This is a genomic window from Acinetobacter lwoffii (genome assembly GCF_024129595.1).
GTDB lineage: Bacteria > Pseudomonadota > Gammaproteobacteria > Pseudomonadales > Moraxellaceae > Acinetobacter > Acinetobacter lwoffii_O.
In genome coordinates this window covers 1-11,521 of record NZ_JAMXXS010000055.1, presented here as the reverse complement: position 1 = coordinate 11,521, position 11,521 = coordinate 1, and the positions used below count along the sequence as shown (strand labels likewise).

Sequence of the window (11,521 nt, the reverse complement as noted above, 5' to 3'; positions counted from 1 at the left end):
TTTTTTTAGATTACGAGGCGTCTTGGATCAAGAATGGGTATTCATTGACGGAAGCTACATACGCGTGCATCAACATGCAAGTGGAGCTCGGTATGGTTTCGAAAGAGCAATTGGACAATCACGCGGTGGACAAACAACAAAAATACATCTTGCAACCGACGCGAATGGATTACCGATTGATTTTAAAATCACTGGGGGTGACGTCCACGACAGTCAAGTTGCAAAACAACTGATTGATATTGTAGGCGAGGCAACATATCTCATTGCTGACAAGGGATATGATGCTGAGCACATTCGAATATGTGCTAAGAACAAGAATATGATTCCTATTATTCCATTGAGATCAAACAGTAAGAGATCGGATAAAGAATTTGGTAAATATCTATATAAATTAAGATATTTAGTTGAAAACGCTTTTGCGAGATCAAAACATTTCCGTGCTATTGCAAACTCGATTTGATAAACTAGCACGCAATTATAAATCTATGCGTATAGCCTGCATATTTATTTGGTGCAAAGCCAAATGAGGACACGCCCTAATAATTTCTTCACTTAATTTTAAAGCTTCATATAATGACTTTTGATTAACTTGCAATGTTCTAATTCCAAAGCATTATTGTAGTTATTCTCTTATATACTTTAGTTCTTATTAAATTTCAATTAGTGAATTTCTTTCATCTTAACCTTAGAAAATATCAGTATATCAAATCTTTACTATCTAATTAAATCGTTAAAATATAGGGTTTAGATTTAAACCCATATAACTATGTCAAACAAACTTGAACGTCAGAAATTGACTCTCCCAGCAGGTCATGACAAGCTTCTGCTTCACTCCTGCTGTGCACCATGCTCGGGTGAAGTGATGGAAACCCTAATTGAATCAGGCATCGACTTTTCGATCTTTTTTTATAATCCCAATATTCACCCTGTCAAGGAATATGAAATCCGTAAGGAAGAAAATATTCGCTTTGCAGAAAAACATAATATTCCTTTTATTGACTGTGATTACGATACAGACAATTGGTTTGCACGTGCCAAAGGCATGGAAAATGAGCCAGAGAAAGGTATTCGCTGTACCATGTGTTTTGATATGCGCTTTGAACGGACTGCCCTTTATGCAGCTGAAAATGGCTTCAGCCTAATTAGTAGCTCATTGGGTATTTCTCGTTGGAAAGATATGAAGCAGATCAATGATTGTGGGCATCGTTCTGCTTCACATTATGAAGGTATCACCTATTGGGACTACAACTGGCGTAAAAATGGTGGTGCTGTTCGTATGCTTGAAATCAGCAAGAAGGAAGAATTCTACCAACAAGAATATTGTGGCTGTGTATACTCCTTACGTGATACCAACCGTTGGCGTATGAGCCAAGGTCGTGATCGCATCAAATTGGGCGTGAAATTTTATTCGAATGCCATGGATGATGAAAGCTAAGCTTCAGTCGCCAGATACCAATTTTTCCAGGAACTGGTTCCACGGACTTCAATGGGTACAGTTGGAATCAGTTTTTCTTTTAGAACGTCAGTCTGTCCCACGGCTTTGGCAAGTCGGGCTTTCACAGAATGAATGCATTCACGATCTCCAAACTCACAGCGATCCAATGTCGTACCACCACAAGGACCATTCGCCAATCCTTTGGGACAAGTTTCAGGGCAAATATATAAAGTATCTCCTAACCTACATTGACCACAACTTTCACAACCCACGACCCCTTGCTTAGAGATAAATTCAGTTTTTAACAATGCTTTTTCTGCAGGAGTATTTTCCCAGAGTGAGGCTTTAAAAATAAAATGCCCCACACCTTTGGCAATTTTGGACTCAAATAGAGCCTTGTGCATGAAATGCAATTGCTGATATTTAATAAGCTGGCTAGAGGATGGTTGGCGGGAATAATAAGCTAATTGTGGCACGAGTTCCTTTTTAGTCTCCACTTGCCACAGTGCATTCCAGAGTGCTTCGAGTTCCTGTAAACCATAATGTCGATATTGTTCAATATATTTTTCTAAAAGCTTTTGCTCTTCAGGCTTATGGCATGCTGAAAGATGCACACCTGCAAAACCCAAATACTTACACATCAATATTTGTATAGCACAACGTTTATAAGCATTCTCAGTTCGTCCATCCTGTTTTTCCTGAGCCAACACTCGTAACATGTGTGGTGTAATCACAATTCCTGCGATCTTATGTTTCACCATAAAATTGGCACGTGCCAAACTAAGTGGCATAACACAAGCAAGTATATTTTGTGGGTATCGATGACGATTTAAAAAAGCCTTGGCTTGTTTTAAAGCCTCCATATCGTAACCCAACTGGGTAACGATAAAGTCTGCTCCTGCTTTAATCTTTTTGTGAAGTTTTAAATATTGTGCATCACGTTCAGCTTCAGCATATTTAAAGGGATTAAAAGCTACACCAATATGAAATCCACCATAACACTTTGCGGCCATGACCGCATTTACAGACTCTAAATATCGGGTGCGATTCGTTCCATCTTGACCATTTGTATGCCCTTTTAACTTATCACCTGTGAGAAGCAGTAAATTTTTCTGTCCCGAAGCTTGAGTTGATTTTAAGAAGGTCTCAAAATCAGTAATATCCCGACCTTTCCCTGAATAATGGATGATTTTTTCCACTGATGAAGGAAATGTCTTCGCACATTCAAGTGGTGCCAAATCACTATCGGCATGCACTCGATCTGCCAAAGTGATCGCACATGGAAATTCTGCTAAAGACATTGGTACGGCAATGCCCTTAGCAGAACTTAAATATTCCAACAAAATACAAAACTGATTGTGCTTAAAATGGGAAGCAAGCTGTGACATAAAATAAAGTTCAAATAAAAATGATTAAAGCAGGTCGCTATTATATTCGACCTAACAGAATCAGCCCGATTAATCTTAAACAGGCTGATATAGAAAATTTTAGTCAACAATTATGCAATGAATCTATTCAATACATTCAATCAGGCAACTTTCTCATTAGATTCTCGCTCTAATGCGAAATGAAATGCCTATTTTTCAAGAATATTTTGATACGACTTAATGAAGTTCTCTTCTATCCATTTACCTTGCTTAAGATTCAATTGAACACGTTCAACACCGTCATAAACTTTACGAGTTAAGAGAAATCATTATTGTGAACAGACTATTTCTCTAAGTTGATTCATCACAACATGTAATTTATAGCCATAGAACCGGCCCATTGAGCTTTTACCACGAGATGCAATTTTAGATAATGATTTATGGCGGTGAATAGGTTTGTGCAACAAAGCCTATTCTAATTAAAACTTAGATTTCATAACCATTAATTTACAGTACAACTATCAATAAAATCGCCCCACCATTGCATCATTTCCATACGCTGATTAAAATATTCTGCATGATTATAACTTGCACGGGTTTTATTTTTATCAGTATGAGATAGCTGTGCTTCAATCCAATTTGATTGAAATAAACCGGATTCATTTAATATGGTACTAAATGTCGATCGTAACCCATGAGAAGTTAATTCATTTTTAGTATATCCCATTTTTCTGATAATCAAGTTCAGGGTATTAAAATGAATAGGTTTATTATTGTTTCGGGGGCTAGAAAACACATATTTTTCGCCATGAGACCAAACGAGTGCTGATTTCACAACTTCAAGTGCTTGATCAGATAGTGGAACAAAAAAATCAGGGATATCATGACCTAAAATAACCTTTCTTCTATATTGTTTAATATGTAAGGCTGGTATTTTCCATATTTTTTTATCTAGATCGAAGTGATGTGGTTCACAAAGCAATAATTCTCCACCACGGACGCCTGTATATAATTTAAATAACAGGGCTTTTTTAATAATAGGATCTGTATTAATCTGATTTAATTTAGCTAAGAAATTAGATAGTTCATCTGAATTTAAATGAGGATAGTTTTTCTTAATCTTATTGTTGACTAATATTTTATGAAGTCCATGTGCAATATTATATTCACAATACCCCATCGCTACCGCATAATCATAAATCTGATTTAAATAACTATAGGCTTTCTTTACAGGTTCTTTTACATTTCTAGATTCTATATTTTTAATAATCTTAACTAGATCATATCTTTTAATTTCCATAAATGGCATTAGTCCAATATTTGGATAAACATCCTGATCTAAACATTTTTTTGCGAGCTGAATTACACCGCATCGTGGTTCATCTTCAAAGGAATTTTTAATTTTAAATTCTAACCACTCTTCACAAATATCCTGAAAAGTTTTGATGTATTTTTTATGCAGTGGTTTATTTTCATAATTATTAAATTTATATTCATCCCGGACTGATCTGGCCTCTTTCAAGGACATTACAGGATATTCACCCAACTTCATGCGAGGACGTTTATTTGTCCCTGCAAGTGAATAGCGGTAACTCCAAGATTTACGCCCGTTTGGTTCTACCTTCAAACTTAAGCCATCATCATCTGCCAGAAAATAGATTTTTTCCTTTGGTTTAGCTTGACGTACCTTAATTTCAGTAAGACTCATGAATTTTTAACCTAACCACAAATGGCACTGCTCAATTCAATTATAGCAAATTTAAGCGATATTCATATGATGCGTATCATACGCATCACATATTTTTATAAGTAATTGTTAAATAAAATTTATATTTAGATTGGTTATTCCCTAGTAACCAATTAATTAACCATTGATTTTGCAAGTCTTAAATTGGCATTTGAAGTGCAACCCCATGTTATGACTATTCACATTTCTGCTCCATCATTCATGGTTACTTATTAGTTATGTTATTATGTCAGGAGCGATACAAGAATTAGGGTAACCTTATTATGGAAATAGCGAATACGAAATTACTAGCTGGCGCTTTGATAGCCCTAACTTTAACTATAGTTAGCCCTAACTTTAACTATAGTTAGCCCTGTCGTACTTGCAAATGATAACAATGATATACGAAAGACTATTGTAGTTAAGTTTGCTAAAAAAGCTCACCCTGCAAATTATTACGGAAGGATAGATGGATACAAGTATGATTCCTAAAAATTTTATGCTAAAAAAGGGCAAAAGTTAAAAGTGAAGTTGACTGGAGGAAATGTTGAAGCTTACTTATGGGGTAATCAATTAAAAGACTCCATCAATCTTGGAGAATATTCTCCAGAGCTTGATGATAAGGGTATTTATATTTTACCTGCTTCAGGTGAGTATGAAATTAGAGTATTACAACCTAGATCACAGGCAAGAAAAGATAAAAAACCTCAATACTGGATGAGTATTAACATTAAATAAAGACTTGCTAGATTTTTTTAAGCTTTTATACCAGGGTTCAAAAACTATTGCCAGTTAAACGGGGCGTGATTTTTACATATATGTTTTTATATTAATAAAAATGATATAGATACGTAATTCATAGAGATCGTTTCAATTTAGCAATCTCTAAATACATCTTGTAATTGGCATGTTGAATCCGTTCATTTGAGGGGTCGTATTGCTTCTGGACTTCATCTAAGAAAGGAGTTTCTTCACATAATTCAAAGTACCTTTCCATCGGTGTTTTACCTTTCAAAGCCGAATGTGGTCTCATCCAGTTATAGTAATGCTGCCATTCTGCCAGTTTGCTCTGAATTTCCTCTGAATCGATATCTACAGTAGCGTAGAACTCAGATTTATCAGTCTTTTGTGAGCGCTCTACCTTGCCATTCAGATGAGGTGAACCCGGTTTATTTGGCCTAAATTTGATTCCATACTGCATCATTTTTTCTGTACTTTTTCAGCAAAGAATGCTCGTCCACGATCGGTCTGTATTCGCTGTATGAGAAAAGGTATTTCTTCAATTACACAGTTAAAAAGTCGAGTGTATTCGCAGCTGTTCGGCGTTTATATATCCTTAAAACGCGATATCGTGTGCAGTCATCGATAGATGTGTACTGATATAGTCCAGGACCCAGTTTACAGGTATCCATTTGAATTCTATCGCCTGGTAATGGACGTTCATAACAAATGTAATCTACTTTACGACGGAATTTTTTAATCGGTTTGACTTAATGGGTGGATAGTACTTTATGGATAGTCGCCAAGGACAACGAGACTCCGTGCAGCTCATTAATTCGGTTTGCAAACGTCGAGCACCAAGATTTCTAGCTGAGCGCATTTCCAATATTAAAGCTTCTAGCTCAGCATTGATTTTAGTATTTGGCGATTTTAAGGGACATTTACTATGACTACTTAATCCATCAATACCTTGTTCAGAATATCGTTTCCACCACTTGCGTAAAGTTGGTCTAGAAATGCCACATCTCCGACAAACCAGGCCAGCATTATTGGTCTCTTCAAATAATTTAACCCATACGAGTCTTTGTTGAATTTCTCTGTTCATAGACACCCATTATATTGAAGTGATGTCTATGAATCACACAGATTATCATAAGGCTTTTGAAACTGTCGCACCTCATGTTTGAATTCACCCATTAACAGAGTGCGAATTAGTCCTTGATCATGTTTGACCACATTTCAAGGAATAGTGTCCAACTTTCGGTATGCAGATTATGGTGTGGGGTTCTCTTAAAGTTTAAACCTTATTATTTTACTTCAGTAATGCTGATTGGCTGGTCTTTTACAAATTCAACAACCCCTTCACCACGTTTAAAGTGAATTGAAACTCCATTATTATTAGCTAAACGAATACCACTACCAGCAACTGTTTGCTTTAAACGATATACCATGCCTGAGTTATCAGTCATTAAAGCAGTTTCAAAGTTATCCGATGATTTCAGAAAAATTAATAAACCATTCGGACCAGAAAATTTAAGGACCTGCGTATCAGCTGAAGTATTGCTTGTAGCCTTATCTTGTAAAGTTTCAGTCTTTGGACTCGAAGTACACCCAGTCATTGCTAAAACTAACAAAGTTAAACTTAAAAAATATTTCATTTAACTACCTTTTTCATCTGTAAATCATAGGTGTATTTATACTAATTGTTATAATTTAACAATAAAACAAATATTACTTTTTTTTACATAAAAAAGCCATAAATCGCATTTTGAACCTTACCGGATTTATCGGAGATTTTTTTATTTAAGTTAGGCCACCTGACTTAACGGGTTAATCTTATCATAGTACATTGCTTCAAACTCAAAAGGCGATACATAACCCAGTGCACTGTGTACATGCTTTTTATTAAACCAATCTACCCAATTTAATGTCGCAAGTTGTACATCTGCTAAACTTTGCCAATCTGCTTTTAAATATTCAATCATCTCTGTTTTGTATAAGCCATTCACTGTTTCAGCCAAAGCATTATCGTATGAGTCCCCCGTTGTACCGATTGATGCTCGTAAATTTGCTGCTTCTAAACGATTGGTATAGCGAATGGAAAGGTATTGAACACCTCTATGGGAATGATGAATCACATTCCTTGGCATACCTCAATCGTGCAATGCTTGCTCCAGTGCATCGAGCACCATATCTGTATTCATACGTGTTGATACTTTCCATCCAACAATTGCTCGTGAGAACACATCAATAATAAAGGCGGTATAGACCCAGCCTGAATTTGTTTGAATATACGTAAAGTCACTCACCTGAGATACCGTCTTGGTAGTCAATCAATAATTGAACCGCTCTATCTCTGATTTCAGGGGTATATTTTACTTTTTTCATCGGAACACTACGCTTCGCTACGTCGTGCGAAGCAATGCTTCTCATCTCAGGAAAGTTGGTCTCCAACAAACCCGGTACGGTTCACAATGAGGTTCATGCACGTGTAGCAGTCCTTAACAGATTTACAGAATTAGGTCGACCACTTACCCAAGTTACGCCTTAAATTTGGCTCAATTAGGGGCGCTTTGCCTTTCAAATATTTGTGCAATAAAGCCGTTGGAAAGTAACCTTGAAACAAGTTATAAGCTTCTTTTTAATAAATTACTGAGTATTTGTATAAATATTCAACATCTGATTTTTTTTAAACCAGATATTGAATTAAAATAAAAACCAATAAACAAGAACAAACATCATTGGTATTTATATTTTAATTATGTTCATTTACAATAAAAATTACTAAGTCAATACATATTTAGTCTAAAATATCCATCAATCAAAAATGTGTGATAGCTTCGAACGTTAATCTTTGTATACTTGTAATTTTGAGTATTACTTCAATTCTCTAAGCTAATTCTTTACAAGTGTTCCTATCACCATAATTGTTATTCTTGTCTTCGCTATAAAGCGATCCAAACCTGCCCTCCATGGTCATAATCGCATGAACAAATTTTTAAAATACCTATTGGTATTCATCGTTCTGCTTATTATTGCAGCACTAATCTTTTTATTTAGACCTATCGCGTCTAAGAAAATTCAAAACACCAGCAATGAGCCTGTCGTTGACGCAGTCTTAGTTGGTGGTGGCATCATGAGTGCAACCCTAGGCACATATCTTAGTGAACTTGAGCCAAACTGGCAAATTCGTATGTATGAACGCCTAGACAACGTTGCCCAAGAAAGCTCAAACGGCTTCAACAATGCTGGCACAGGCCACTCTGGCTTTATGGAAATGAACTATACCTCTGAAAAAGATGGAAAAATGGACATTTCTAAAGCTGTGAACGTTGCGGAACAATTTGAAGTTGCAAAACAGTTCTGGTCTTATCAAGTCAAAGAAGGCGTTTTGGGTCAACCAAATAGCTTTATCAACCCTGTACCGCACATTGCCTTCGTTTGGGGCGATAACGTGAATTTCCTAGAAAAACGTTACGCTGCAATGGTTAAAAACCCAATGTTTTATGGCATGAAATTCTCTGAGAATCCTGCTGAAATTAAACAATGGGCACCATTGGTGATGAATGGCCGTGATGCTGCACAAAAAGTAGCTGCAACACGCATGGATGTAGGTTCGGATGTGAACTATGGTTCGATCACCACTCAATTGGTCGATCACCTTAAAAAACAATCTAATTTCCAGTTACAAACATCGACTGAAGTGACTGGCATTAGCCAAAACGATGATAAAACGTGGACTGTTGCATTTAAAAACCTCACTACAGGAAAAACAGATCATGTGAAAACGCGCTTTGTCTTTATTGGTGCAGGCGGTGCAGCGGTTAAACTTTTACAAATGACAGGCTTACCAGAAGCGAAGCAATATGCTGGCTTCCCTGTAGGTGGCGTGTTCTTAATGACCGACAACCCAAAAGTCACTGAAGGCCATACTGCAAAAGTTTATGGTCGTGCTGAATTAGGCGCACCGCCAATGTCTGTTCCACATATTGATACACGTTATATCGACGGTAAAAAATATGTGTTGTTTGGTCCATTTGCAACTTATTCAAACAAGTTCTTAAAACAAGGTTCTCAGCTTGATTTATTGAAATCAACCACTAAGAACAACGTTTTACCAATGACCGCTGTGGGTATGGAAAATCTTGATTTGGTGAAATACTTAGTTAGCCAAGTCATGATGACCGATGAAGACCGTTTTAATGAGTTGAAAAAATACTATCCTGATGCAAAACCAGAGGACTGGCGCATGAATCAAGGTGGTCAACGTGTTCAAATCATTAAGAAAGAACCAGGCAAACCTGCAAGCTTGCAATTTGGTACCGAGATTTTTGCATCACAAGATGGTGCTGTGACTGCCCTATTAGGTGCGTCTCCTGGTGCTTCAACTTCCCCTTATATTATGTTGAGCTTGCTTGAAAAAGCATTCCCTCAGCAAGTAGCAGGTAAATGGAATCCGAAATTACATGAAATTGTAAAATCGTACCAACAAGAACTCAGCACTAATCCTGTGCTTCTTGACCAAGTTCGCCAATACACCAGCACAACCCTTGGTTTAAAATATACACCTATGGCTAAAGCTGCAAATGACGAAACTATTGCGGTAGCAAAAGCACAGTAATCTGCTTTAAACCCTAAAAAGGATGGACTTTGCGCCATCCTTTTTTAATTCATATTTGAAACTATTCTGTTTATGTCGCTTTTCCATTCCGATGCTTTTTTGGCTTTTCATTCACGTGATTTTTCACTTCTGAGTGTCAATCAGTTGTGCTTAATTCTAACCATCATGATTCAAGAAGTCGTCATTGCTTATAGTATCTATCAACTCACTCAAAATCCACTCAGCCTTGGCATGATTGCCTTAATTGAGTTACTCCCCTTTATTTGCCTCTCCCTGATCAGTGGCGACTGGGCTGATCGCTATAACCGACAAAAAATTGTGCAGTGGAGTTTTAGCTGTAGCACTTTAATTCCATTATTATTTATTGTTCTTTTTTCTCAGTACCAACAACAGCACATTCAACAAAATACACTTTTATGCGGCATTTATAGCCTCATCTTTTGCTTAGGCATACTTAGAGGCATCTACAGCCCATCATTTAATTCATTACGCCCTTTTCTAACCCCCGAGTCAGCCTATAGCAATGCAGCCACATGGACCGCGCTCATTTGGCAAATAGGCGGCATTTTAGCGCCTTTATGCGCAGGACTTTTACTCGGCCAACTTGGGCTTGAAAAAACCCTCTTTATTGTTTTTTTCTTGTGTTGCGTGGGTAGCATCTGCTTATTCGGATTAAGTCCTCGTCAATTCCCTAGCCCCCATAAACAGCATTTAAGCAAAAGTTTGAAAGAAGCCTATTTGTTTATTTTTAAACATCCACTAATGTTTTGGAGTATGTTGCTGGATCTCAGCGCCATGCTTTTTTGTAGTGTCATTATCTTACTGCCTATTTTTGCACACGATATCCTGCATCTTGGTGTTGAAGGCTTAGGTATACTCAGAGCTGCACCAGCTATTGGCGCCTGTATCATGATGTTGATGTTGACCTGTTATTCTCCGATGCAAAATGCATGGAGAAATATGCTCTATAGTAGTTTTGCAATTGCTTTGTGTACTTTAGCCTTTGCACTATCCTCCCATGTTTGGCTCTCAGTCTTCTTCCTTGTTTTAATCGGTGCCTTTGATAGCATCAGCATGGTCATTCGACAAACTTTATTACAGCAACTCCCCCCAAAAGCACTATTAGGGCGTGTAGCGGCTTTAAATGGCATATTAGTCACTTCAGGCAATCAGCTCGGTGCCCTACACATGAGCCTGATGACGCGCTATTTTTCTGTGGTGCCAGCAGTACTTATTGGAGGGACGCTGTGTTTAATAATCTGTGGTCTAAGCTTTACTCGTACGCGACATTTATTCAAGCCATCTCCAACACTAAAAAAACATGCCACAGTGGCAAAAAGTGAATAGCATGTTAAGCTTCAAATCTTCTTTTAATATGATGTGAGTTTTCAATAGAGCAAATTATGAAACAGATTTTCCCCTTTTCACATATTCTCTATACCAAACTCTATTCTTTCGTACTATCAGTGTTGTTGGCTTATTGCCTATTCAATGCAATTTATACGTTCATTATTGGTGGAACTGGTTTTTATTTATTTGCAACTTTTATTTTAGCTTTTCAAGGCTTTGTTGCACAAAGATTTGAAATACAAAGCGCCCCTAATTGAGCCAAATTTAAGGCGTAACTTGGGTAAGTGGTCGACCTAATTCCG

Annotated in this window: 6 protein-coding genes and 6 pseudogenes; 5 read left to right on the top strand and 7 right to left on the bottom strand. The window is 37.0% G+C overall.

Annotation, left to right across the window (positions count from 1 at the left end; translation table 11 throughout):
- Together NI466_RS14995 and NI466_RS14990 are read left to right on the top strand one after the other, a co-directional pair.
- Positions 1-527: pseudogene (locus NI466_RS14995) on the top strand (IS5 family transposase); the annotation flags it as partial.
- 239 nt (positions 528-766) lie between these two features.
- Complete coding sequence (locus NI466_RS14990; RefSeq protein ID WP_004647714.1) at positions 767-1,435, top strand: epoxyqueuosine reductase QueH; 669 nt, start codon at positions 767-769, stop codon at positions 1,433-1,435.
- Here NI466_RS14990 and NI466_RS14985 read toward each other — a convergent pair.
- The 4 genes and pseudogenes from NI466_RS14985 to NI466_RS14970 all read right to left on the bottom strand — a co-directional run bounded on the left by NI466_RS14985 (position 1,432) and on the right by NI466_RS14970 (position 4,510).
- Entirely contained in the window at positions 1,432-2,823 is a 1,392-nt protein-coding gene (locus NI466_RS14985) for a methylenetetrahydrofolate reductase C-terminal domain-containing protein (RefSeq protein ID WP_086044992.1), read from the bottom strand. The two genes, NI466_RS14990 and NI466_RS14985, sit on opposite strands and share 4 nt — an antisense overlap.
- Positions 2,824-3,011: 188 nt before the next feature.
- A pseudogene (locus NI466_RS14980) lies at positions 3,012-3,113 on the bottom strand (putative oxygenase MesX); the annotation flags it as partial.
- Between the two features lie 24 nt (positions 3,114-3,137).
- Positions 3,138-3,254, bottom strand: a pseudogene (locus NI466_RS14975) (transposase); the annotation flags it as partial.
- 50 nt (positions 3,255-3,304) lie between these two features.
- Complete coding sequence (locus NI466_RS14970; RefSeq protein WP_004647716.1) at positions 3,305-4,510, bottom strand: tyrosine-type recombinase/integrase; 1,206 nt, start codon at positions 4,508-4,510, stop codon at positions 3,305-3,307.
- 302 nt (positions 4,511-4,812) lie between these two features.
- Here NI466_RS14970 and NI466_RS14965 point away from each other — a divergent pair.
- Positions 4,813-5,266, top strand: a pseudogene (locus NI466_RS14965) (PPC domain-containing protein).
- A gap of 118 nt (positions 5,267-5,384) precedes the next feature.
- Here NI466_RS14965 and NI466_RS14960 read toward each other — a convergent pair.
- The 3 genes and pseudogenes from NI466_RS14960 to NI466_RS14950 form a co-directional block, all read right to left on the bottom strand.
- Positions 5,385-6,353: pseudogene (locus NI466_RS14960) on the bottom strand (IS481 family transposase).
- A gap of 202 nt (positions 6,354-6,555) precedes the next feature.
- The gene (locus NI466_RS14955) at positions 6,556-6,906 is read right to left on the bottom strand and encodes a hypothetical protein (RefSeq protein WP_004281821.1); all 351 of its coding nucleotides are present in this window, start codon (positions 6,904-6,906) and stop codon (positions 6,556-6,558) included.
- A gap of 150 nt (positions 6,907-7,056) precedes the next feature.
- Positions 7,057-7,557 (bottom strand): annotated as a pseudogene (locus tag NI466_RS14950) (IS3 family transposase); the annotation flags it as partial.
- A gap of 677 nt (positions 7,558-8,234) precedes the next feature.
- On the opposite strand from NI466_RS14950, the gene mqo reads away from it, so the two are divergent.
- Positions 8,235-9,869 (top strand): malate dehydrogenase (quinone), encoded by a 1,635-nt coding sequence (gene mqo / locus NI466_RS14945; protein ID WP_004733172.1) that lies wholly within the window; start codon positions 8,235-8,237, stop codon positions 9,867-9,869.
- Positions 9,870-9,941: 72 nt separating this feature from the next.
- Entirely contained in the window at positions 9,942-11,216 is a 1,275-nt protein-coding gene (locus NI466_RS14940) for an MFS transporter (protein ID WP_004733173.1), read from the top strand.
- Positions 11,217-11,521 lie beyond the last annotated feature (305 nt).